General features: G+C 42.3%; 24 protein-coding genes and 1 pseudogene. 23 read left to right on the top strand and 2 right to left on the bottom strand.

Annotated features, from left to right (window positions below):
* Positions 1–26 precede the first annotated feature (26 nt).
* The gene (locus DFO73_RS03970) at positions 27–434 is read right to left on the bottom strand and encodes a helix-turn-helix domain-containing protein (protein ID WP_110063446.1); all 408 of its coding nucleotides are present in this window, start codon (positions 432–434) and stop codon (positions 27–29) included.
* Positions 435–635: 201 nt separating this feature from the next.
* Between DFO73_RS03970 and DFO73_RS03965 the strand changes: the two genes are divergently transcribed.
* The 3 genes from DFO73_RS03965 to DFO73_RS03955 all read left to right on the top strand — a co-directional run bounded on the left by DFO73_RS03965 (position 636) and on the right by DFO73_RS03955 (position 4,070).
* Positions 636–1,625, top strand: a complete 990-nt coding sequence (locus DFO73_RS03965; protein WP_110063445.1) for an asparaginase — start codon at positions 636–638, stop codon at positions 1,623–1,625.
* A 23-nt stretch (positions 1,626–1,648) separates the two neighbouring features.
* A complete protein-coding gene (gene aspA / locus DFO73_RS03960) occupies positions 1,649–3,079 on the top strand; it encodes an aspartate ammonia-lyase (protein ID WP_110063444.1) in 1,431 nt (476 codons plus the stop codon).
* Between the two features lie 268 nt (positions 3,080–3,347).
* Entirely contained in the window at positions 3,348–4,070 is a 723-nt protein-coding gene (locus tag DFO73_RS03955; RefSeq protein WP_110063443.1) for a YwaF family protein, read from the top strand.
* Between the two features lie 50 nt (positions 4,071–4,120).
* On the opposite strand, the gene DFO73_RS28445 is transcribed toward DFO73_RS03955, so the two are convergent.
* Positions 4,121–4,279, bottom strand: coding sequence for a hypothetical protein (locus tag DFO73_RS28445; protein WP_181395907.1), 159 nt, complete (start codon positions 4,277–4,279; stop codon positions 4,121–4,123).
* A 249-nt stretch (positions 4,280–4,528) separates the two neighbouring features.
* On the opposite strand from DFO73_RS28445, the pseudogene DFO73_RS29150 reads away from it, so the two are divergent.
* The 20 genes and pseudogenes from DFO73_RS29150 to DFO73_RS03855 all read left to right on the top strand — a co-directional run.
* Positions 4,529–4,624, top strand: a pseudogene (locus tag DFO73_RS29150) (hypothetical protein); the annotation flags it as partial.
* 61 nt (positions 4,625–4,685) lie between these two features.
* Positions 4,686–5,693, top strand: coding sequence for a UDP-glucose 4-epimerase GalE (gene galE, locus DFO73_RS03945; RefSeq protein ID WP_110063441.1), 1,008 nt, complete (start codon positions 4,686–4,688; stop codon positions 5,691–5,693).
* A gap of 593 nt (positions 5,694–6,286) precedes the next feature.
* Positions 6,287–6,856 carry a competence protein ComK gene (locus DFO73_RS03940; protein WP_110063440.1) on the top strand — a complete coding sequence of 190 codons (570 nt, stop codon included), beginning with the start codon at positions 6,287–6,289 and terminating at the stop codon, positions 6,854–6,856.
* A 225-nt stretch (positions 6,857–7,081) separates the two neighbouring features.
* The gene (locus tag DFO73_RS03935) at positions 7,082–8,284 is read left to right on the top strand and encodes a metallophosphoesterase family protein (protein ID WP_110063439.1); all 1,203 of its coding nucleotides are present in this window, start codon (positions 7,082–7,084) and stop codon (positions 8,282–8,284) included.
* 121 nt (positions 8,285–8,405) lie between these two features.
* Positions 8,406–9,812 carry a metallophosphoesterase family protein gene (locus DFO73_RS03930; RefSeq protein WP_258309206.1) on the top strand — a complete coding sequence of 469 codons (1,407 nt, stop codon included), beginning with the start codon at positions 8,406–8,408 and terminating at the stop codon, positions 9,810–9,812.
* A gap of 234 nt (positions 9,813–10,046) precedes the next feature.
* Positions 10,047–10,910: a PHP domain-containing protein gene (locus DFO73_RS03925; RefSeq protein WP_110063438.1), complete on the top strand. Its 864-nt coding sequence runs from the start codon at positions 10,047–10,049 to the stop codon at positions 10,908–10,910.
* Between the two features lie 47 nt (positions 10,911–10,957).
* On the top strand, positions 10,958–11,593 hold the full coding sequence (locus tag DFO73_RS03920) for a DapH/DapD/GlmU-related protein (RefSeq protein WP_110063558.1): 636 nt from the start codon (positions 10,958–10,960) through the stop codon (positions 11,591–11,593).
* A 138-nt stretch (positions 11,594–11,731) separates the two neighbouring features.
* On the top strand, positions 11,732–12,433 hold the full coding sequence (locus DFO73_RS03915) for a GntR family transcriptional regulator (RefSeq protein ID WP_110063437.1): 702 nt from the start codon (positions 11,732–11,734) through the stop codon (positions 12,431–12,433).
* Between the two features lie 144 nt (positions 12,434–12,577).
* Entirely contained in the window at positions 12,578–13,000 is a 423-nt protein-coding gene (gene phnG, locus DFO73_RS03910; protein ID WP_110063436.1) for a phosphonate C-P lyase system protein PhnG, read from the top strand.
* A 16-nt stretch (positions 13,001–13,016) separates the two neighbouring features.
* Complete coding sequence (gene phnH / locus DFO73_RS03905) at positions 13,017–13,637, top strand: phosphonate C-P lyase system protein PhnH (RefSeq protein ID WP_110063435.1); 621 nt, start codon at positions 13,017–13,019, stop codon at positions 13,635–13,637.
* Complete coding sequence (locus tag DFO73_RS03900) at positions 13,625–14,761, top strand: carbon-phosphorus lyase complex subunit PhnI (protein ID WP_110063434.1); 1,137 nt, start codon at positions 13,625–13,627, stop codon at positions 14,759–14,761. Before phnH ends, DFO73_RS03900 begins: the two co-directional genes overlap by 13 nt.
* Entirely contained in the window at positions 14,761–15,615 is an 855-nt protein-coding gene (locus DFO73_RS03895; RefSeq protein ID WP_110063433.1) for an alpha-D-ribose 1-methylphosphonate 5-phosphate C-P-lyase PhnJ, read from the top strand. Before DFO73_RS03900 ends, DFO73_RS03895 begins: the two co-directional genes overlap by 1 nt.
* Positions 15,616–16,461: an ATP-binding cassette domain-containing protein gene (locus tag DFO73_RS03890; RefSeq protein WP_110063432.1), complete on the top strand. Its 846-nt coding sequence runs from the start codon at positions 15,616–15,618 to the stop codon at positions 16,459–16,461.
* Between the two features lie 44 nt (positions 16,462–16,505).
* On the top strand, positions 16,506–17,684 hold the full coding sequence (gene phnM, locus DFO73_RS03885; protein WP_110063431.1) for a phosphonate metabolism protein PhnM: 1,179 nt from the start codon (positions 16,506–16,508) through the stop codon (positions 17,682–17,684).
* 42 nt (positions 17,685–17,726) lie between these two features.
* Positions 17,727–18,431, top strand: a complete 705-nt coding sequence (locus DFO73_RS03880; RefSeq protein WP_110063430.1) for a phosphonate C-P lyase system protein PhnL — start codon at positions 17,727–17,729, stop codon at positions 18,429–18,431.
* A gap of 118 nt (positions 18,432–18,549) precedes the next feature.
* Positions 18,550–19,584, top strand: a complete 1,035-nt coding sequence (gene phnD, locus DFO73_RS03875; protein WP_110063429.1) for a phosphate/phosphite/phosphonate ABC transporter substrate-binding protein — start codon at positions 18,550–18,552, stop codon at positions 19,582–19,584.
* Positions 19,585–19,606: 22 nt separating this feature from the next.
* Positions 19,607–20,395, top strand: coding sequence for a phosphonate ABC transporter ATP-binding protein (phnC, locus tag DFO73_RS03870; RefSeq protein ID WP_110063428.1), 789 nt, complete (start codon positions 19,607–19,609; stop codon positions 20,393–20,395).
* Complete coding sequence (locus DFO73_RS03865; protein WP_110063427.1) at positions 20,385–21,170, top strand: PhnE/PtxC family ABC transporter permease; 786 nt, start codon at positions 20,385–20,387, stop codon at positions 21,168–21,170. The genes phnC and DFO73_RS03865 overlap by 11 nt, the downstream gene beginning before the upstream one ends.
* A complete protein-coding gene (locus DFO73_RS03860) occupies positions 21,170–22,027 on the top strand; it encodes a PhnE/PtxC family ABC transporter permease (protein ID WP_110063426.1) in 858 nt (285 codons plus the stop codon). The genes DFO73_RS03865 and DFO73_RS03860 overlap by 1 nt, the downstream gene beginning before the upstream one ends.
* Positions 22,028–22,190: 163 nt before the next feature.
* On the top strand, positions 22,191–22,877 hold the full coding sequence (locus DFO73_RS03855; protein ID WP_110063425.1) for a copper homeostasis protein CutC: 687 nt from the start codon (positions 22,191–22,193) through the stop codon (positions 22,875–22,877).
* The last annotated feature ends 243 nt before the right edge of the window (positions 22,878–23,120 follow it).

Genomic DNA, 23,120 nt, shown 5'->3' with positions numbered 1-23,120 from the left:
TTTTAAGATAATTAATAAGCTTCTAATTAATTTGTCTTTTCGTTTAAATAACTTGATTCACCAACTGAATTTTTGCCCTGTTCCTTGCGCTGTCCTAACTCACGCTTTGCCCTTATAAATGCAATCACGTACTCGATTTCTTCCTGGGAAAGAGAGTTTCTATCTACCGATAAATCTACAAACAGACAGTCTGCCAATTCGATAGCAGTCTTTTCAAAGGCTGGCTGAAATTTAGGATCTTCCACTCTGCCAAGAATGTAATCGGTTGAGGTTTGGAATAGGTCTGCCATTAATTTAATTGCTTCTAGTGAAGGTCTTCGGTGCCCTGATTCGTATCCTGCATATGTACTTTTGGCTATGCCAAGAAGATCTGCCGTTTCCTGCAAGGACCAGTTGTTCCTCTTTCTTAATATTGTTAATCTATTTAAAATCATTTTTCTACTCTCCTTTTATTTCAGTATACCATCATAAAATAGAAAAAAGTACGCGAAATGAATAATATCTTCTTGATTTCTTCTTGTTTCCTCCATATAATTACTTCCATAGTACGCGATTCGCGTATAAAAATCTAAAAGTTTTCATTTCTTTATTTAAAGTAACTGATCCTTTAACAGGATGGAAGGTGGAACCCCGTTTTGAAAAAATTAATGCTGCTGACAACCGGTGGAACAATTGCTTCATTAGAAGGGGATAACGGACTGGTACCTGAATTGGAAGCCGATGAAATCTTAAGTTACCTGCCGGGATTAAATACTCTCTATCATATCGAAAGCAAGCCCTTGATGAATATTGATAGCACAAATATGCAGCCGGAATATTGGGGGATAATGGCAAAAGCTATTTATGAGAATTATGACAACTACGATGGCTTTGTGATTACCCATGGCACAGATACAATGGCCTACAGTTCTGCTGCAATTTCCTATATGCTGCAAAACCTGGACAAGCCTGTTGTCATCACAGGGTCTCAAATTCCCATTTCATTTCAGAAAACAGATGCGAAAAAAAATATAAGTGATGCCGTTCGATTCGCCTGCGAAAAGATAGGCGGAGTATTTATTGTGTTTGATGGGCGAGTCATACAGGGGACAAGGGCCATTAAATTGAGAACAAAAAGCTATGATTCATTTGAAAGCATCAATTATCCCTATGTAGCTTCCATTTATGGAAATAATATTGAATATAGTAACCCAATACAAACGGAAGAGAAAAAAGAAATTAAGCTCGATACCTCCCTTTGTACAGATGTATCTTTAGTGAAGCTATTCCCGGGCATTAAGCCGGAATACTTTGATTTCCTGAAAGAACACTGTCAGGGCATTGTAGTTGAAAGCTATGGCAGCGGCGGAATCCCTTTTCACGGAAGAAATATTTTGGAGAAATTGAATGAGCTTACGGAAAGCGGCATTTCTGTTGTTGTAGCTACCCAATGTTTAGAAGAAGGAGAGGACATGGAAATCTATGAAGTTGGGAGGAAAGTGAATCAGAATACGATTATTCGTTCCAGGAATATGAATACGGAAGCCATTGTTCCAAAATTGATGTGGGTGCTGGGCAAGACACATGATTTGAAAAGGGTTAAGGAATTAATGGAAACACCAATTGCAAATGATATTACAATCTAAAGATCCAAGAGGAGAATAAGGAAATGATTAAGACCGAGAGAGCTTTTAGAATTGAAAAAGATTTCCTTGGTGAAAAGGAAATTCCCAAAGATGTGTATTATGGCATTCAAACCTTACGGGCAGTTGAAAACTTCCCTATTACCGGATATAGGATTCATTCGGAGATGATTAGGGCACTGGCGATGATCAAAAAAGCCGCTGCACTGGCAAATATGGATACAAAGCGTTTATATGAAGGAATAGGCAACGCGATCATCCAGTCGTCCGATGAAATTCTTGAAGGAAAATGGCATGAGTTTTTTATTGTTGACCCGATTCAGGGAGGTGCAGGCACTTCTATAAATATGAATGCAAATGAAGTAATTGCAAACCGCTCGCTTGAGCTGCTTGGCCATGAAAAAGGCGAATATGGCAGGATAAGCCCAAACAGCCATGTAAATATGTCTCAATCGACAAATGACGTGTTCCCAACTGCCATACATATATCTGTCCTTAATCTTCTGGACAAGCTTTTGGATACGATGAATGACATGCTTCTTGAATTTAAAAGGAAAGCACAGGAATTTGATTCTGTCATAAAAATGGGCCGTACCCATCTTCAGGATGCTGTTCCCATTCGTCTGGGCCAAGAATTTGAAGCTTACAGCCGGGTGCTGGAACGGGATATTAAACGCATTGGACAAACACGCGAGCACCTCTATGAAGTAAACATGGGGGCAACAGCTGTAGGGACTGGTTTAAACGCTGATCCTCTTTATATTAAAAATGTGGTAAAGCACCTGGCAAGTATTAGCGGATTGCCGCTGGCCGGGACTGAATATCTGGTAGATGCAACACAAAACACGGATGCCTATACGGAAGTATCAGCAGCATTAAAGGTGTGTATGATCAATATGTCCAAAATAGCCAATGACTTGCGGTTAATGGCCTCAGGTCCCCGTGCCGGGCTAGGCGAAATTAATCTGCCGTCACGTCAGCCAGGTTCATCCATTATGCCAGGAAAGATTAACCCCGTAATGCCGGAACTTATTAACCAGACTGCCTTTCAGGTAATCGGGAATGATCATACGATTTGTCTTGCGTCCGAAGCAGGACAGCTTGAACTGAATGTAATGGAGCCTGTCCTGGTTTTTAATTTGCTTCAATCGATCAGTATTATGAACAATGCCTTTAGAAGCTTTACAGACTATTGCCTATCAGGAATCGAGGCAAATGAAGATCGAATGAGGGAATATGTGGAAAAGAGTGTAGGAATCATTACAGCTGTTAACCCGCACCTGGGATATGAGGTTGTTTCAAGGATTGCCAGGGAAGCCATCCTTAAAGGAAAGTCGGTTAGAGAGCTTTGCCTGCAATATGACGTTCTAACAGAAGAGGAGCTTGAACTGATTTTAAACCCGTACGAAATGACGAATCCGGGTATAGCTGGCAATGCGTTGTTAAATAGAAACTAAACAGCTACTAATTAATAATAAGGTAAGGTATTTAATACGTTATTAAAAGGTGAGGGGAGTGGGCATCCCCTCATTTTTTATTTAACACGAAGCTGCACAAGCAATAATTAACAGGAAAACAAACAATTATAACAAGGCATTAGATACAAAAATTTATATACCGGGAAGGGACTTTTAATGAAACCTTTTAAATGCCGTGGTAAATTTCCTCCCCGTGAATACAATGAATGAAACAGCACTTCCATGCATATTAAGGGGTGATAACATCATGTTTTCGGTAACGGGAATGCAAGGCTTTGAGCTGTTTTCGTTGATGCATCTTGTTACGTTAGTGGTTTTTTTCTTTACCTGCTGGTGGCTGGTATATTACAGGCAGGCGCTGAGGCCATACCAGAAAATAATAAGGTGGACTTTGTTTGTCACACTGCTGGCGTGTGAAGTAACTTATCATTTGTGGCTGGTCCTAACCGATCAGTGGGATGTTGCGGATCTTCCGCTCCAGCTTTGCTCATTTAGTACCTTTATTGCATTGTTTCTGTTCTTAAGAGGCAATAAAAAAGCATTTTATTTGCTGTACTTTATCGGTACAATTCCTCCCATCTTAAGTATGGTTACACCTGATATGATCTACCAATTTCCTCACTTCCGCTACATCAAATACTTCCTTCATCATTCAGCCATTCCGTTAGCCGTTTTGTACTTCATTCTATTTGAAGGGAACAGGGTCCCAAAGAAAGCTGTATTAAATAGCTTTTTAATGCTTAACGTAATTGCCGTGCCGGGCTTCCTCTTAAACCAGCTGCTAGGTACTAATTTCTTTTATTTAGCCAGCCCGACAGAAACCAAAACGTTATTATCATTTTTCGGCAGCGGCATTTGGTATTATGTAACCCTTGAAATAACTGCACTGATTGTTTTTTATATCACCTATATCCCCATGCATTATTTACAAAAAGAAGAAAACAAGAATCTGAAAGGGGAAGGAGAATAGCAGAGAAAAAGCCTTATTCCAGCCGGATGATGGAAGAAGGCTTTTTTACATTATCGCTTGTTCTGTTCCTTGTCTTTTTCATACTGCCTTTGAGGGCTCATTTTGGAAATGGCATCATCTACAACTTCCTGCGCCTTTTTGGCCTCGCGATCCTGTTTTTGTGCTTCCTCCTGGATACGGTTTACATCCTGTGGGGTGTTATCGGTCATGGTTTAGCCTCCTGAGTAATAAGAATTTCTATTTTGTTGCTTATTGTTCCCATTTGGCGTTGATTTTACAGCTTGGATTATAAAAGCCTCTTAATCAAATAATTCTTAGTATTAACTGTCCTATAGCTTCTTTAAGCTTTGAGGGAAATGGATCTCAAACAATTGTTCAAATTCCTCTTCTGTACTAAAGATTTAATTCTATCTGCGAGGTCCAAGGGGACTTTGTTTTTATCTGAAAGTGTAAAGTGGATCCTCTATCCTCATCAGGAAGTACATGATATGAAGAAAGAAAACATAGGATTAATTGAAGTCATAGGGCTTACGGTTCCTGGCAGACTACGGAAGAACTGAAGCTGCTCGTTGAAAGCCTGATGAATCTTAATTCTTATAAAAGGAGCGGGATATCATGGCCATCCTAGTGACTGGCGGTGCAGGGTATATAGGAAGCCATACTGTTTTATATTTAAATGGGCTTGGTGAAGAAGTTATCGTTCTTGATAGCCTTAAAAAAGGCCATCGTGAAGCGGTAAGGAATGCAGCTTTTTACCTAGGGGAATTAAAAGACGGGGATTTGCTGGATGAGATATTTACCACCCATCAAATCGAAGCAGTCATGCATTTTGCAGCCGATTCACTTGTAGGCGAAAGTGTAGAACAACCGCTGCAATATTATGAGAATAATGTAATCGGAAGTTACCATCTTGTGAAGAAAATGTTTGAACATCAGGTGAAAAAAATGGTTTTCTCATCAACCGCAGCGGTTTATGGAAACCCAATGAATGTGCCGATTAAAGAGGAGGACCCGACTGTCCCAACCAACCCTTATGGCGAAACGAAGCTTGCGATTGAAAAAATGTTGAAATGGGCAGACGATGCATACGGGTTAAAATCTATTTGTTTGCGTTACTTCAATGCCGCAGGGGCAGATCCTGAGGGCAGAATTGGGGAGGACCACACACCAGAATCGCATTTAATCCCGATCATCCTTCAGACAGCATTGGGACAGCGCGAACAGGTATCCATCTATGGGGAGGATTATCCTACACCGGATGGGAGCTGTGTCCGTGATTATATCCATGTCATGGATTTGGCTAATGCCCATTATCTTGCACTAAAAAGACTGCGTGCAAAGGAAGAGAGCGGCATCTATAATCTTGGAAATGGCACTGGTTATTCGGTGAAAGAAGTGATTGATGCCTGTTTGACTATATCGCAAAAAAACATTCAGGCAGTCTTAGCTCCCCGCCGTGCCGGCGATCCCGCCATCCTGGTTGCTTCGTCGGAAAAGGCGCAGAAGGAACTCGGGTGGAAACCTCAATACCATGAACTGAAGCAGATTATAGCTCATGCCTGGAAGTGGCATCAGAATAATCCGTCGGGCTATAATGCGGAGACAATCAACAAAAATATTTAATCAATCATTAAAGCCATTGGCCTAAAGGGTGCCAATGGCTTTTTGGGAGATTAGTGCTTTACGGTCTCCATGAAAGTGTTTCCCTTCGTAAAAAAGAAATTTTTGTGACAGAATTTCCAGCCAATGATATTCTTCTATCCATATGACCTATGTCACAAAATGAATGAAAATTCAGTTTTTAAAGATGTTTTTACTAAAAAAATCAATAAAATTAAATATTATAAAAAATTCACACAAATTTGTCAATAACGTCTGCTGAGATCGATTTCACGCCACAAAAAAATTTACGACGGAGGAAAAATAAGTTTTTACAATAGTAAAAAATACCCATTATAATGAGGGAAGAGGTGAATTTTGTCAAATCATGCCGAATAACCGAGAGGGTCTTTTAAATGTCAAATCATTAAAAGAAATATCAACCATCCAGTCACCGGCACAAAGAGGAAAGTGTAAAAACAAAAAAACCCCCAGGCAGGTCCGGGAAAGACAATCGCCTGAGAGTTCTTACGAGATGGAGTATACCAGCTCATTTGCTAAGTATACTCCTTAATGACCCATTTTAAAATAGTAAGTGACGAAAAAGGAGCATACACATGACAATGATTTATTTACCGCATTATGTTATCCACCCGGAAACAAAAGCGATATTGCCAGAGTTTGATGCAAATGGGAGATGCTACAGCAAAGTCATTCAGGGCAGCCAAATGTTTATTATCACAATGAAACCAATCGAGATTATCCAGGAAAGTCTTAGTTATTACGGATTTGAACTGGAAGGTGCCGTCAGCGGTGCAAAGTCGGTTATAGGGGCATGCCAGGCAACGCCTATTCGCATACCCGGGCATATTGATATGTATTGGTTTCCGCATATATCATCAAAAAATGATGATTGTGTGTGGATGGCTGTTCACCAGGTGCATCGCATTCTGCCTGAATCTGAAAACCACGCACAGGTCATGTTAATTGATGGACCATCGATCATTCTGGATATCCCTGAGAGAAAGCTGTCTGACCGATATGACCGGGCCGAACAGCTGGAAGTAAAGATCACCAAAAGGACGCAATATAAAATGCAATATATAATGGAGAGAGGAAGCGGGGTTCATTTTGTAAAGGAGGAGAATCGGAACTATACAGTAAGCAAGGGTGATGATTCAGAGTAATGTTAGCTTTCCTAACCTTCTAAATTGAGCAGGATCTCGGAAGTCTGCCTGAATTCAGGCAGGCTTTTGTTATGCAAAGAACAATCTATTAAAAAAGCCTTTACATTATCCTTACGTTCTTTACTAAACAATCTAGTATTCTTAATACGCCATTAATAGATTTATTCTACGATTTTAAAGGTGGGGCAGGGAATGCTCCCGATTAAATCATTGGAGGCGGAATGAATGAGTAATCAGAACGAAAACAAAGGGCTTGATAGAAGGTCTTTTATTAAAGCTGGAGGTATGGGGACACTTGCTTTAACGATGGCTGCTGCAGGCTTGCCGGGAGACTTGCTGGTAGGCAAAGCCCAAGCGGAAGAACTTGGCGAAGAGCTTGAAGCTCCTAAGCTTGCATTTAATTCGAATGGCAAGTATAAGATTGTACAATTTAACGACACTCAGGACGATGAACGGATTGACCGAAGAACCATCGAACTGATGGAAAAGGTTCTTGATGCGGAAAAACCTGACTTTGTCGTGTTGAATGGAGACAATATCACCGGCGGCTGTGATACTGAATTAGAAATGAAGCAAGCAATGAACAATGTTGTTCAGCCTATGGAAAAAAGAGGGATCCGCTGGGCGGCCACATTCGGCAACCATGATGAAGACTCAACAGCAAAGAGCGGCATGGATGAAGAGGAAATGCTTAATTTCTATATGAAGTACAAACACAATATGAACGTTCCTGGTAAAAAAGGCCTTACGGGTACAGGAAATATGAACCTGCTAATCAGACAATCCAGCGGGAATAAAGCGGCATTCAATTTATGGCTGCTCGATAGCGGCCGGTATGCTCCGAAAACAATTGCCGGACAGGATTTTAAAGGCTATCCAACATGGGATTGGCTTCGTTTCAACCAGGTGAATTGGTATTATGAGAGGTCAAAGGTGATTGAAAAGAAATATGGCTATAAAGTTCCTTCGCTGGTATTCATCCATATTCCTTTATGGGAGCACCGGTTTATGTGGTGGGGAAGTGTGGACAGCCGAACAAATGAAGGCCATAATCTTGCGGTGGCAAGGCATCAGATCACAGGAGAACGGAATGAAGATGAGTGCCCGGGACCGATTAACAGCGGATTGTTTACAGCCATGCTGGATAGGGGAGATGTAAAGGGCGTATTCTGCGGACATGATCATATTAATACCTATTGCGGAAACTATTATGGCATTCTGCTCGGATACTCAGGCAATACCGGCTTCGGCACTTATGGTCTTTCAGGCCCGGACAAAAATAGACTCCGCGGTGCAAGAGTATTCAACTTGGATGAAAACCAGGAAGGTGTATTGGTTGACACGCATATGGTATTTGCAAAAGATTATGGAATTGATTTAACTGCAAATGATCAAAGCATTGATCCGCTGCCATTGGAAGGTAAATAATAGGCTAAATGATTACCAGAGCACATTAGAATAATTGAATTATGCATAGCATACATACTGCTGTTAAATGAAGCCTGGTGAATGAATACTGCGGAAAGATGATAAGAGGAGAGGGCAGAGAATGATGAAAAATAGCTCGAAGGAACAAAAAGACGAAAACCTTACAACAAAAGGAATAGACCGCCGTGCCTTTTTGCAAAAAACAACCATGGCTGCTGGTGCGACAATAGGATTGTCGCTTGCAAACTCGTTCCATTTCATTTCAGCAAGTGCAGCATCTTCGTCTTCCATGATGAATGTAAGCGGTTCGAAGCCGGATTTGGTTTTTCCGGTGATCAGTGATATCCATATTCATAATTCCAGCGATAAGACGCTGGAAAAGTTTATTGTCACATTGGAACAATTAAATAAGGTTGTTCCAAAGCAGGATGCTTTTGTAGTTGTTGGGGATTTAACTGATTATGGGTATTCTTCCGAATATGATAAGTTCATGTCAGCCTTTAATGTACAAAAGCAATGGGGTACTGTTTCCATGTTTGCCATCGGTAATCATGATTACTGGAATGGCTTATCAACAGCTGATGCCCAAAAACGCTTCCTGGATAAAACGGGAATGGAATCGATCTACTATCATAAGGTCATGAAAGGCTATCATTTCATTGTCCTTGGCACAGAAGACGGGAAAACAGAGGGAACTTTCTCAGTTGAACAAATTAGTTGGCTAAGCGAGCAATTGAAGAATGCAAACGAAGATGATCCGAAAAAGCCGATCTTTGTTTTCCATCATCAGCCGATCAAAGGTACTGTCTATGGAAGCGAATGGGGCTTTAATCAGAATAGGGATCTATTTTACGATACGTTGAAGGAATATCCGCAAGTCATTTCATTTTCCGGTCATACCCACTATCCGCTTGATGATCCGAGGATTATCCATCAGAAGGATTTCACCTCAATCGGAACTTCAACTGGTGCCTACCTGTGGCTGGATGCAGGAAGAATTCAAGGGGAAGTGCCTGAAGGTGCCGATATCCTGAATCAGGCATTGATTGTAGAGGTATATAACAACAAAGTATTGATTAAGCGCCGCGATATTCACCATAATGACTGGACTGGAGAGCCGTTTGAAATCAGCTATCCAGCTAACAAGCAGAATTTTAAATATACAGATGCAAGGGATTCAAAGCCCCCCTTTTTTACAAAAGATGCCATGCTCTCCATTAATAATGAAATGACATCATCTGCTGCCCTGGCCATTATGTTTAACCAGGCAAAGGATGATCTGCTTGTTCATGACTACAAAGTAGTGGCAAAAAATGCTGAAACCGGAGAAGTCGCAAAGCAGCTTCTTGCTTTTTCAGAATTCTATAAAGATCCTGTACCAAACCCGTTAACATTAAAGATTGAAGGCTTGCAGGCAAATACTGCATATCAGATTGAAGTACATGCACTTGATGCATATGGGAATGTATGCAAAACGCCATTGAAGGCATTAGGCAAAACAAAGGCAGCTGAAAACATCTCTATTTAAAAACATATCAGTGAAATGACTTCAAAACATATGGCCGGCTCCAAGGAGTTGGCCTTTTTCCTTTTTGGATAGGACTTCGGCCCCTTTTATATGTCGGTCAGTTGGCTTTATACCATTCTTTCGCGTCTGTGCCGCATCATTACATAATCTTAACAGAAATTTACATATTGGTAACCTTTACAGCTTGGCACCAAGTTACTCTATTAAAAAAGGCTATTAATAGGAGGTCCAGAAATGAAAGCTGAATTGCACTGCCATACGAATATTTCAGACTGTCCCCTGACGATTGATGAGGTACTGAACTTAGCGGCTGCCAATGATGTGTCGCACCTGGCCATTACAAACCATGACACGACAAAGGGGCTGGAGGAAGCGATCGAACAAGGGAAGAAATATGGAGTGGAAGTCATCCCGGGTATTGAAATTTCCGGCTTTGATTTTGAAAGGGGCCGGCGTGTTCACATCCTTGGTTATTTTATTGAGCCAGGGCATAAAGCAATTGAAGCATTGTGCGGTCCTTTAACCGAAAAAAGGCATAAACTGTCGTTAGAAATGGTCCAGCGGCTGATTGAAGCAGGCTACAGCATTACCTGGGAACGATGCCAGGAATTTGCACATGGTGGCACTGGAGTCTATAAACAGCATATTATGGCAGCTCTGATAGAGGCAGGTTATACAGATTCAATCTATGGCCCGCTTTATAAAAAATTGTTTAGCCGCGGACAAAAAGGAGAAGTGCCAGGCCTTGCTTTTATCCCGATGGAATATGTGGATGCAAGACAGGCTGTTAAGGCCGTACTTGAGGCAGGTGGAGTGCCTGTTCTGGCACATCCAGGACAATACGGGAATTTCGAAATGGTTCCTGACCTTACAGAAGCCGGATTGCAGGGAATAGAAGTATGGCACCCTTTGCATAATCACCAGCATGAAGATATGGCCAGGAAGCTGGCTGTAAAATATGGCTTAATCATGACAGGCGGATCTGATTTTCATGGAGCGTATGGCGAGAAACCGGTGGTGCTTGGAAGCCGGTCCCCTGGAGTGGAGAGAGTACATGAATTAGCTGCAAGAAGAAAGAAGCTGAAAAGCCATATTTAATAGAGTGAAAGGAAGCTGCAATTTGAATGAAGGAGCGGAATACTCAAATGTCTCTTATTTTTAAACCCAAGCACGATGAGAAGCTCTCCATATCCCCAACTGTCCATGATTCAAGCTGTATAATAGACAGTTATGCCGGTGAATGGGTTTCAATCGGTGAGCGAAATAAAATCATCGAATCGAAATTTGGAGACTATACTTATACGATGGATGATGTGACAGTCAACTATGCTGATATCGGAAAATTTTGTTCCATCGCCTCCCACGCCTGTATAAACCCTGTCCAGCATCCAATGGACCGGGTGACACAGCATCATATAACTTATCGAAAAATAGATTATGGTTTTGGTGAGGAGGACGATCATGAAATTTTTAAATGGCGCCGGACAAATCGGGTGAAAATTGGCCATGATGTATGGATTGGCCACGGTGCAATCATTATGAAAGGTGTGGAGATCGGCACCGGAGCGGTGGTCGGCTCTGGAGCCGTCGTTACGAAGAGTGTTGAGCCTTACACCATTGCAGCCGGGGTGCCTGCCAAGCCTTTAAAAAGAAGATTTTCTGAAGAAATTGCCCGCAAGATGATTGAAATCGCCTGGTGGGATTGGCCAAGAAAAAAGCTAGAAGCCCATTTTGCTGAATTAAATGATGCGGAAGCTTTTATAAAAAAATTTGGAAGCTGAATATGGCCTTCATAGACCCATTCACAATGAATTGGGTCTTTTTAAATTCTACTAAAAAATAACATTCTCTTAACTTGCCATTTAAATTCAGCGTTTACACTAAAGTTGTTTCACGATTTCGAAAGGGGAGTTGCCTGTATGAGTGAAAAAATGATGCTGGTCGATGAGCTGATTTCGAAGATAAAGGAAGGGACATTTAAGCCGAATGATAAGCTGCCTTCTGAAAATGAGCTTGCCGACCACTATAAGGTCCCAAGGATAGTTGTCCGGAAGGCATATGAGCATTTGCAGGAGCTCGGATATATCTTTTCAAGGCAGGGCAGAGGCAGTTATGTTCAAAATCGAAAGCCGCAAATTCCTCTTATCCTAACTGGAGATATCAGTTTTAGTGAAAAGATGAAGGAGCTGGACTACGACTTTCGGACAGAAAATATTGTCTGTGAAAAAATCCCCTATAAATCCGGTATCTTTCACGAATTAAAAGCAAATCCGCCTGATGAGGTTTATAAAATTGCTCGTCTAAGAATAATGGATGACTGCCCGATTGCTTTACATACATCTTATGTACCTCAAGCTGTTTTTCCGCATATTGATCAGGATGGTCCTGGGATCACCTCTATTTTTCACTATTACAAAACCCAGGGCTATACCGATTTCACATCAGGGAAAAGCCATTTGAGCGTGGTTTTTCCAAATGAAACAGAACGAAAAATCCTGCAATGCTCCAGTCTAATTCCATTATTGCTTCTGGAATCCTGCTGTATGGATCGAAAAACTGGTAAAATTCTGGAATATTCAAGAATTAAATACAGAAGTGATTGTTTTACATACCTGGTTTAAATCGGCGCTATGCCGATTTTTTTCTGCATGTTGACGTAATGAAGTTAACAAAACCCATACAAAATTAACCGTTAATTTACGTTCATAAGCTTGGCAACAAGATAGATTAAAGGTGCAGAAACAAATACAGATGGAGGCCAAAAGGTGAAAAGAAAACAAAGAACAGAAATTTTGATCAGCGGCTCTCAAGATTTAGCGAAATTATTGGCTAATGAAATTGAACAAAATTATCCAGTGACGGTCATTCAAGAACCGGAAAATGGGCTAGTCATGTTAAAGGTTCGGGAGACCTCCAAGAAAAGCTTATTTTATTTAGGCGAAGTGCTGGTAACAGAATGCAGGGCAAAGGTTGAAGGAAAGATTGGTATTGGCATTGTCAAGGGACACCAGCCTGAACTGGCTTATCATCTTGCCATTATTGATGCCGCTTTTCTGGGGAATCTTCCTGAAGCAGCAAAATGGTCAAGCATCCTTGAAAGTGAGAAGCAGAATACTGAAGAAAACAGCAAAGCAAAAAATAAAGCAATCTTAAAAACAAAAGTCAGCTTTGAAACAATGGATGTTTAGCAGAGGGGGAAAAGAGATGAAATTAGATATCGTTCATGACCTGCAATCTGTGTATAGAAAATTAGTCGATTCCACTTCACGGCCCGGGCTGATTTCAGATCTGGGGAAAGAGGCCGCATTATTGGACGGAGAGAATGAGACAGGCTGCTCCCATTCACTCCTGCTGCTGGCATTAACACTGCTGGACCAAGAGGTAACGTTTAAAGTGTTCTCTGCAAATGCCGAAGCTGCAGAGAAAGAGATAAATCAGGTGACCTTCGCAAAGACGGCAGAGGCTGATCAGGCGGATTATCTATTTATCCTTCACGATGCCGGGAAAGGTTCACTGGAGGATGCCATTCAAAGAGCAAACCCGGGGACGTTCTTAAACCCTCATAAATCTGCAGTCATTATCGCAGAAACAGGGGCCATCCGTGAGGGCGGACATCTTATTTTAAAGGGGCCGGGCATTCAGACAAGCACAGCAGTCAATGTGGATATGGATGGCAATTGGATTCGAAGACGGGAAGAAAAAAATAAGGAGTATCCAGTTGGGGTTGACCTCATATTTGTTGACCAGGACAATCAGCTTTTATCCTTGCCCAGAACAACTCAAGTAACAGAAAAAAGGGTGGTGATGAATGAATGGGTTATGTAGCGGTTAAGGGCGGAACTCATGCGATTGAAGAGTCGATTAAACGGTTGAAGTATGAAAGGCTGCATAAGCAGCAAGTATTGGAAACAGAAAAAATTGAGGCTGGCATGAGAGGGTTAATCGACCAGGTCATGTCAGAAAGCAGCTTATACAATGAAACCCTTGCAGCATTAGCCATTAAGCAGGCTGAAGGGAATCCGGAAGAAGCGATCTTCCTGCTGCGGGCATACCGGTCAACCTTGCCAAGGAGGCACTGCTCACAAATCATCGAATCCGAGCACATGAAAGTTGAACGTCGGATTTCAGCCAGCTTTAAAGATATTCCGGGAGGCCAGATCTTAGGTGCAACTACCGATTATACCCACAGGCTTCTGGATTTTGGCCTAATGAAGGAAACGGAAGAGCTGATCCGGGAATGGCTGACCGAATATGAGGCAGAAAACAGCTTAAATGAAGAAAAGCTGGACGCTCCGGAAATCCTTTTGCCAAAGGTGCTCGATTATCTGCGTAAGGAGGGCTTAATTCCGCCCCTTGAAAACAATGATACTGAACCAGATGATGTGACAAGAGAAAGCCTGGAATTTCCATCAAGCCGAAGCCAGCGTTTGCAAATCCTGACAAGAGGGCAGACCGGAGCGGTCACCTCACTGGCTTATGCCGTCATCAGAGGCTACGGGGCACTTCATCCGACTGTTGGGGAGCTAAGAGTCGGGAACTTGCCAGTCTATATCGGCCACCCGAATGAAGTGGGCAGTGAGGAAGATGACTATTACATTGGCGATGTAAAAGCAACGGAAGCGGAAATGCTGATGCCGTTTATGGTTGAAAAGGAGAACGGAAGAAAGGAATTGGAGTTCGAAATAGGCTTTGGACTTTGCTTTGGGCAGAACGAGACGAAAGCGATCGCTATGGGCATTCTCGATAATTGCCTGGAGCATCCCGATAATAGCTTCCCAAGCCATAATGAAGAATTTGTACTCTACCATATTGACTCTGTGGAATCGACCGGCTTTATTTCACATTTGAAAATGCCTCACTATGTCACGTTCCAATCAAAGCTTGATAGTGTCAGAAGAACAAAGAATTCTGAGGAAGAAACTGCAGAAAGGCAAGAGGTGAGAAGCTAATGAACACAGCCTATAACTTTGCTTTCTTTGATGAAGGTTCGAAAAGGGAGATTAGGAGAGCCACATTAAAAGCAATTGCGATCCCAGGCTATCAGGTTCCTTTTGCTTCAAGGGAAATGCCGATCGGAAGAGGCTGGGGAACTGGAGGACTCCAGCTGACACTCTCTTTAATAGGGAAGAAAGATGTCTTAAAGGTAATCGATCAAGGGTCTGATGAATCGGTTAATGCCGTCAGCATCAAGAAGCTTGTCTCCGATACGACCGGCGTCCAGCTAACGGAATGTACTTCTGAGGCAACGATTATTCAATCGCGGCACAGGATTCCAGAGGTCCCTTTAAAAAAGCAGCAGATTCTTGTGCTGCAGGTGCCGCTGCCTGAACCGCTCCGCTATTTTGAACCAAGTGAACAAGAAACCAAAAAGCTTCATGCAGAAAAAGAATATAGCGGAGCATGGCTTATGCTTTTTGAACAGATTATGAAATATGGAATCATGACGACAGGAGCAGATCATCCGGTGATGGTGCATGATCGCTATGTAATGGCGCCAAGCCCGATCCCGCGGTTTGATAATCATAAAATGCACGAAAATGAAGCGCTTATTTTATTGGGGGCAGGAAGGGAAAAAAAGGTGTATGCCGTCCCGCCTTTCACGAATATCGTCTCCCTTGATTTTGAAGATTATCCATTTGAAGAGGAAAGCTTTGAAGGGAAATGCTGCAGATTGTGCGGCTCTGAGGGAGTGTTCCTGGACGAGCTGATTGATGAGAATACAGGAGAAACCTATTATCAATGCAATGATACGAGCTACTGTTATGAAGTTTTAAATAAAGCCGGAAAAGCAGGAGTGAATTAAATGACTGAATTTGAGGTTCCCGTTTTATCTATTAAACATTTAAACAAACAATTTGGCTCCGGCTGCGTCCATTGCATGAAACATGTACCGGATGCCTTGATAAAAAATTACTGCAAGGTGTGCGGCACCGTCTTCGCATGCAGGGATGTCTCCTTTGATGTGTATCCGGGAGAGGTGCTCGGGGTTGTGGGGGAGAGCGGAAGCGGAAAATCCACTTTGATGCAGTGCCTCTACTTTGACCAGGAGGCAACCTCCGGAGAGGCTTATATTTCTTCCTATCAAAATGGGCTGAAAAATCTCTTCAAGGAATCTTCACAGCAAAAAAGATATATCCGGAACAACTTAATGGGGAAAGTATATCAAAACCCTTTATTAGGATTGAAAATAGATTTTTCATCGATCGGAAATATTGCTGAGAAGCTGATTGCAGCCGGAATCAGAAACGTGGAAATGATGGAAGAAAGAGGAACTGAGCTGCTCGGGAAAGTGAATATACCTATTCATCGACGCAAAGAAGCGCCAAAGAATTTTTCAGGGGGGATGCAGCAGCGTGTCCAAGTTGCTAAAGCCCTTTCTAATAACCCGCCCATCCTTCTCTTAGATGAGGTCACGACAGGATTGGATTTATCGGTACAGGCAAGTGTTTTGGATTTAATTAAGAGCCTGCAGCGAGAGTTAAATATTAGTATTGTGCTGGTTTCACATGATCTGGGCGTCATTCGTATGCTCGCAGACAGAACAGTGGTTATGCTTGATGGGCAAGTGATTGAGCAGGGCCTGACTGATCAAATACTCGAGGATCCTCAGCATGCCTTTACACAGCAATTGGTTCATTCGCTTCTGTAACTTGCCATCCTATTTAAAGACCATTTCATAAAGGGGGAAGCACTTTGTACGTCATTACAAATGGAAAGCTTATTACAGAGGATACGGTTTTGCAAGGCTATGATCTCCTTATTGAGGATGACCGAATCAGCCGGATCGCTCCAAAGGGTGAAATGATGTTTGGAGAAAATACAGATGTGATTGATGCGGAAGGCGGCTATGTCTCGCCAGGCTTTATCGATATCCATTCCGACTATATTGAACATATGGCAGCACCAAGGCCAACTTCTTTGATGAACTTTAACCTAAGTTTAAGAGAAGCGGAGAAAGAGCTCATTTCCCATGGGATTACAACCATGTTCCATTCACTGTCTCTTTATAAAGAAACAGAGTATGCGTATAAACCGATCCGGGAACCGGAAAATGTCAGGAAGCTCATTGACTTGATTGATGAGACCCATACTATCAAGCATCTGGTGCGCCATCGATTCCATGCAAGAATGGAGATTGATAATGTTGAAGAAATTGAGAATCTTAAAAGCTACATAAGCGAAGACAAGGTGCATTTAATATCCTTCATGGATCATACCCCGGGGCAAGGGCAGTACCGTCACCTGGAAATCTACCGGAACACGGTGAAAAGCTATAACAGTATGAGTGATGCAGCCATTGATGTTTTGATTCGCAATCACCAGACAAAGGAGAAGCTGACTGTTGAAGACATGAGGGAAATTGCCCAGCACGCAAAGGAACATAATATCGCGGTTGCCTCCCATGATGATGACAGTTTTGAAAAATTGGACCTTGTCCGCAGCTTTGGCACGACGATTAGTGAATTCCCGATCACCCAGGAGGTGGCATACAGGGCGAAGGCGCTTGGCATGTATACCGTTGCCGGTGCGCCAAATGTGCTGCTGGGAGGCTCGCACAGCGGAAATCTGGGAGCGGCCGAAGCGATTCAAAATGATTCGATTGATATTTTGTGCAGTGACTATTATCCGGCAGCCATGCTGCATGCGATTTTTGATCTGGTTAATACCTATGGCATGGACCTGGCCGACATGATTAGGCTCGTCACCATTAATCCGGCAAAAGCGGTGAAAATGGACGAAGAAATCGGTTCAATTGAAATCGGAAAAAAAGCGGATTTGCTTATCATTGAAAAAATAGCTGATGATTTCCCGGTCATCACTGGAGTATTTGTGGACGGGAAGCTGATCCAAAAAACGAATTACAGAATTTAGCGATGTTTCTAAGTACAACACTGGCAGAAAGCAGGTGGATTAATGGAAAATCTATTGGAAATCAAGGATCTGGCAAAATCATTTACCCTTCATAACCTGGGCAAAAACATCCGTGCAGTTAGCGGCATTGATATCATATTGAAGGAAGGGGAATTCATCGGGATTACCGGAAAAAGCGGAAGCGGAAAATCCACGATTTTAAAGTGTATTTACGGAACGTACAGGCTTGAGCAGGGAAGTATTTGGTATAACTCCAAAAAATTTGGCCCTATTAATCTTGCAGATGCATCAAATAGACAAATGATATACCTGCGACAGCATGAAATTGGCTATGTGTCACAATTTTTAAATGTTATGCCAAGAACGACAGCCAGGCAGCTTGTGAAGCAAGCGATCCTTGAAATGGGAACGGATCATGAAATGGCAGAAAGGGAGACGGTAAAGATCCTTTTGCATTTCGAGCTGGACCAGGAGCTTTGGGACAGCTACCCCGGGACATTTTCAGGAGGGGAAAAGCTCAGGCTGAATATAGCACGGGCCATGGTCAAAAAACCAAGGCTCCTGCTGCTGGACGAGCCGACAGCCAGCCTGGATTATGACTCGAAGCTGAAGGTTAAAATTCTGATCGAACAATTGATGAATGAAGGCACAACCATGCTTGGAATCTTCCATGATCTTGCGTTTATGAACAATTTGGTTGACAGGGAATACAACATGCAAAATGGCGCTTTTACATTATCAAGCTAATCTTTTACCAATGCTTTACGATTCATCACGAATCCTTATCAGTAGATTCATAATTCTTCGATATAGTTAGGTCGATGGTAATATTAAAAAGTTTTCCAAATAAGAGAGGGGAAAAATCATGAAGAAATTGGCATTAATGTTACTTTGTATGGCTATGACTGTAGTTTTTGCAGGCTGTTCATTTACAGCTAATTCGGAAAGTGACGATACGCTGACAATTGCATGGCTTCCGAATGAATCAGGAGCTGATCTGGTTGAAGCCCGTGAAGAGATTGGAAAAATGATAGAAGAGAAAACGGGAAAAAAGGTAGAGCATCAAACAACAACTGATTACATTGTTGCAATCGAAGCCATTGCAAACGGCAACGCGGATATGGCCTTCCTGGGCGCACAAGGATATATAGAAGCAAATAACAAAAATGATAAGGTACTTCCATTAGTTGTTCCCAGCGGCGAGTCAGGTACTTTGGAGGATGCTGTTTATTACAGCTGGCTCGCAGTAGAGAAAGATAATACGGATCAATTTAAGAATGGCGATAAGTTTGCGATTGACAATATTCAAGGAAAGCGATTCTCATTTGTTTCCAATAGTTCCACATCAGGATTCAAGGTTCCATCTACTGGGATAACAGATTACTTTGCGGAAAAGGAAGAGTTTAAGAGTTTAACAGCAGAGGATTTACTTGAGGGCGGAGAGGACAAGTTCTTTAGCGAGGTTCTATTTGGAGGCTCCCACCAGGGTTCTGCAGTAAATTTGTTAAGCGGTAAAGCAGATGTCGCGGCATTCTGTGATACATGTGTAAACAACTATGTTGAATTGGCAGACGGTGAAATGAACGAGCCAGGCGCTGTATATAAAGTGAAGGAAGATGCTGCCGAGCCGCTTAACACGGTTGCCGGGAAAGAATTCAGCTTGATCTCTGTAACGCCTGTTTTAAATGCACCATTTGTTATCAATACAGGTACAGTAAGCGAAGAAGACCAGAAGATGCTGCTTGAAATCATGACTTCAGATGAAGTGGCAAAAAATGAAAAAATCTTTGTACCAGAGGACTCTGAATTTTCCGGTCTATTCAGCAAAAAGTCTGGTAATGAGCGTTTGGTGGAAGTGGATGATGAGTGGTTTAACCCAATCCGTGAGCTTGCGAAATAAATGGATAAGGAGGGGTTAACGTATGGCAGCTTTATTGGAAGTCAATCACCTGACAAAGCAATTCGGCAAGGATTCAAAAGCATTATCCGATGTTAATTTTTCTGTCCAAGAAGGAGAGTTTGTTTCGATTATCGGACCATCGGGAGCGGGGAAGTCCACACTTCTCCGCTGCATTAATCGGATGATCGATGCAACCGGCGGTGAAATTCGCTTTCAGGATAAAAGTGTTTTGAACCTGAAGAAGAAAGAATTAAAACAGGTGCGAACGAAAATCGGCATGATCTTTCAGCATTACAATTTGGTTAATCGTTTATCTGTTATTGAAAATACCCTTCACGGCAATTTGGGAACAAAGTCAACAATAGCTGGAGTGCTTGGGCTATACAGCCAGGAGGAAAAACAGCAGGCAGTGAGGATTCTTAACGTGCTTGGGTTGAAGGAAATGATCTATAAGCGTGCAGACCAATTAAGCGGTGGGCAAAAGCAGCGCGTAGGCATTGCCCGCGCCCTTATCCAAAATCCGAGGATGCTCTTATGCGATGAACCGATTGCATCACTGGACCCAAATTCAGCCAAGGTCATAATGGACCACTTGAAGAAGATTTCAACGACCATGGGCATTACCGTAATGGTAAATCTTCATCAGGTAGATGTGGCAGTCAAGTATTCGGATCGAATCATCGGGATTAACAGTGGACAGGTCGTTTATAACGGACCGGCAGAACTAATGACTTCTGAAGACATTCAGCGCATTTATGGTTCTGAAGCGGATGAGTTAATCTTTGACTTTGGAGGCATCCATGCAGGCTGATATCTTTGCAAAAAAGAAGCGAAACACGCTCGCCTTCCTTGTCCTGCTTGGAGTTGTTACATTTCTTGCCATGGTTATAACGGAATACAATGCTGTAAAAGGTTTCACATCTGTCCCCAAGGCTGTCCAATGGGGACTTGCAAACTTTTATCCAACGGCTGAATCACTGGAGAAGCTTCCAGCAATTCTTGAAAAGCTGCAGGAAACACTCCTTGTTTCCATTGCAGCCACGACGGTTGCTGCTGTTTTCGCCCTTTTGTTTGCCATTCTAGGTTCCAATACTACGAGGGTCAATGGCTTTTTTGGCGCCATCACAAGAGGAATTGCCGCAGTATTCAGGAATATCGATGTTGCAGCATGGGCGCTGATTTTGCTTTTTTCCTTTGGGCAAAGCTCATTAACAGGGTATTTTGCTTTATTCTTTGGATCGTTCGGATTTTTGACAAGGGCCTTTACGGAAACAATTGACGAGGTAAGCGGGGGATCAGTGGAAGCCTTAAAAGCCACGGGAGCAGGTTACTTTTCCATCATCTTTCAATCGGTCATTCCTTCATGCATTCCGCAATTAATCAGTTGGGTCCTCTTCATGATTGAAACGAATATCCGGAGCGCGACCTTAATTGGGTTACTGACCGGCTCCGGAATTGGCTTTACGTTCAACCTGTACTATAAAAGCCTGAATTATGATATTGCGAGTTTGGTCGTGGTTGTGATCATCGCTGCCATACTAGGCATTGAGTATGTATCCAATTATGTTAGGAGGGTGATTTTGTAATGGAGGTGAAAGGACAGCTCAATAACGTATCTACACCTGCTGAACATTTACTTGGGGAAAGGATTAAGATCAAACCTGTAAATAAAGCGGCCATTGTAGCAGGGCTGACGCTTATGGTCCTGGGTTTGCTTACAGTATATGCTTTTTACAGCTTTGATTATAAGGAATTGGATTTGACAGAAGCGCTTCTGGCGACATTCGCCAATCTGAAAGTCATATTTCTTGAGCCCCATTTAGAGCATTTTTCCTTTGGCCATGCCCTTTATCAAGTTTTAATAACACTGGGACTTGCCTTTTTGACTACCTTGTTTGGAGCGGTCATCGCTGTGTTTTTTGGTTTGCTGGCCGCAGAGAATCTTTCTTCAAAACGGGTTTCGATGATGATAAAGGGAATGGTAGCTTTTATTAGAGCGGTGCCAACGGTCCTTTGGGTGTTAATTTTTGCGGTTGCTGCCGGCCTTGGAAGTACTGCAGCTGTAATCGGCATGACCTTTCACTCCATTGGCTACTTGATTAAGGCCTATTCCGAGTCGTTTGAAGAACTGGATAGGGGAGTCATCGAAGCGCTGCAGGCAAGCGGAGCCAACTGGTGGCAAATTGTTTTCCAAGCAGTCATTCCATCCTCCATCACCTACATGATCTCCTGGACATTCCTGCGCTTTGAGATCAACTTTGCGGTAGCTGTTGCCATGGGAGCTGCCGCAGGAGCAGGGGGAATCGGATATGATATGTTCATGGCAAGCAGCTTTTATCTTGATATGAGGGAAATCGGTGCGATTACCTACTTTATCCTTGCTGTTGCTATTCTCCTCGAAATTCTCGCAACAAGAATTAAGAGGAAATTGAAGGCGGCATAGCAAAATGGTCTAAATTAAAAGAAGGTTCCTGCTATTGAAACATAGCAGGAGCCTTTACTGTTCGTGAGTTATTATTTAATATGTCTACGTGCCTCCTTTTGAGCAGGGATGCCGAAGCAGGTTATGATCAAAACTACTATTAAAAAAGCAGGTGACATTCTAAATGATCATAGAAGTAATTTCTGATACCCTTAGTGATGCTTTAATTGCCCAGGAAGCCGGGGCGGACAGAATTGAATTGGTTACAGGACTGGGAGAGGGCGGTTTAACGCCAAGTTATGGTGTCATTGAGAGTGTGTGCAGGAAATTAACGATTCCCGTGAACGTAATGATCCGCCCTCATAGCCGCGGCTTTTGCTATTCTGAAGAGGATATTGAAATCATGATTCAAGATATTAAAGTTTGCAGGAAGTTAGGGGCGGCAGGTGTTGTTTTCGGTGTTCTTACGTCTGACTATCAAGTGCATACAGATCATCTAAAACGATTGATTGATGCATCAAAAGGTTTGGGGATTACCTTCCATCGAGCTATTGACGATGCAGAAGATCAATTTGCAGCCTTGAAAATCATTAAGCAGCATCCGCAGATTTCAAGGATTCTTACATCAGGCGGACAGAAGAGTGCTATTCATGCGACAGAAAGACTAAAGCGGTTAAATGAACTTACAGCAAACAGTCCTATGAAGATTATGGCTGGAGCAGGACTTACAGCTAATAACATCAAAATGTTTATAGAAAAAGTTCCAGTGAATGAAATTCATTTCGGTTCGGGAGTCCGCTATCATTCAAGCTACGAGCACGCAATTAGTCCGGAAAAAATACAGGCGATTAAAAACATTGCAGATTTGTAAAGAAAAAGGCTTCACCAACTTTGCTTATAGGGTTCCGTTTTCGTGTGCTTTCTTTATAAAAGACATAAAAAGTGGTGTGAGCTGGTTCACATTACTTTTTATATTAAGGACTTTTGAGCTTTGTGGCATATGACCAATACAAGATAGCGACCCCTTCAAAATTTCTACCGGCTCTTTACTCTCTATTACAAGTTAAATAATTTGATGAAGTCCTTCTAGGTTAGAAAAAATTAACTCTTTATG

Source organism: Cytobacillus oceanisediminis (genome assembly GCF_003182355.1).
Lineage (GTDB): Bacteria > Bacillota > Bacilli > Bacillales > Cytobacillaceae > Cytobacillus > Cytobacillus oceanisediminis_A.
This window is presented reverse-complemented; position numbering and strand designations above follow the sequence as displayed.

Coding starts and splice junctions, on each gene's coding strand:
- DFO73_RS03865 (WP_110063427.1), top strand. CDS start 20,385: ATGCAGGCTGATATCTTTGCAAAAAAGAAGCGAAACACGCTCGCCTTC.
- phnH (WP_110063435.1), top strand. CDS start 13,017: ATGAAATTAGATATCGTTCATGACCTGCAATCTGTGTATAGAAAATTA.
- DFO73_RS03895 (WP_110063433.1), top strand. CDS start 14,761: ATGAACACAGCCTATAACTTTGCTTTCTTTGATGAAGGTTCGAAAAGG.
- DFO73_RS03855 (WP_110063425.1), top strand. CDS start 22,191: ATGATCATAGAAGTAATTTCTGATACCCTTAGTGATGCTTTAATTGCC.
- DFO73_RS03880 (WP_110063430.1), top strand. CDS start 17,727: ATGGAAAATCTATTGGAAATCAAGGATCTGGCAAAATCATTTACCCTT.
- phnC (WP_110063428.1), top strand. CDS start 19,607: ATGGCAGCTTTATTGGAAGTCAATCACCTGACAAAGCAATTCGGCAAG.
- DFO73_RS28445 (WP_181395907.1), bottom strand. CDS start 4,279: ATGACCGATAACACCCCACAGGATGTAAACCGTATCCAGGAGGAAGCA.
- DFO73_RS03930 (WP_258309206.1), top strand. CDS start 8,406: ATGATGAAAAATAGCTCGAAGGAACAAAAAGACGAAAACCTTACAACA.
- DFO73_RS03890 (WP_110063432.1), top strand. CDS start 15,616: ATGACTGAATTTGAGGTTCCCGTTTTATCTATTAAACATTTAAACAAA.
- DFO73_RS03900 (WP_110063434.1), top strand. CDS start 13,625: ATGGGTTATGTAGCGGTTAAGGGCGGAACTCATGCGATTGAAGAGTCG.
- DFO73_RS03860 (WP_110063426.1), top strand. CDS start 21,170: ATGGAGGTGAAAGGACAGCTCAATAACGTATCTACACCTGCTGAACAT.
- phnD (WP_110063429.1), top strand. CDS start 18,550: ATGAAGAAATTGGCATTAATGTTACTTTGTATGGCTATGACTGTAGTT.
- aspA (WP_110063444.1), top strand. CDS start 1,649: ATGATTAAGACCGAGAGAGCTTTTAGAATTGAAAAAGATTTCCTTGGT.
- DFO73_RS03915 (WP_110063437.1), top strand. CDS start 11,732: ATGAGTGAAAAAATGATGCTGGTCGATGAGCTGATTTCGAAGATAAAG.
- DFO73_RS03970 (WP_110063446.1), bottom strand. CDS start 434: ATGATTTTAAATAGATTAACAATATTAAGAAAGAGGAACAACTGGTCC.
- DFO73_RS03925 (WP_110063438.1), top strand. CDS start 10,047: ATGAAAGCTGAATTGCACTGCCATACGAATATTTCAGACTGTCCCCTG.
- DFO73_RS03935 (WP_110063439.1), top strand. CDS start 7,082: ATGAGTAATCAGAACGAAAACAAAGGGCTTGATAGAAGGTCTTTTATT.
- DFO73_RS03940 (WP_110063440.1), top strand. CDS start 6,287: ATGACAATGATTTATTTACCGCATTATGTTATCCACCCGGAAACAAAA.
- DFO73_RS03920 (WP_110063558.1), top strand. CDS start 10,958: ATGTCTCTTATTTTTAAACCCAAGCACGATGAGAAGCTCTCCATATCC.
- DFO73_RS03955 (WP_110063443.1), top strand. CDS start 3,348: ATGTTTTCGGTAACGGGAATGCAAGGCTTTGAGCTGTTTTCGTTGATG.
- galE (WP_110063441.1), top strand. CDS start 4,686: ATGGCCATCCTAGTGACTGGCGGTGCAGGGTATATAGGAAGCCATACT.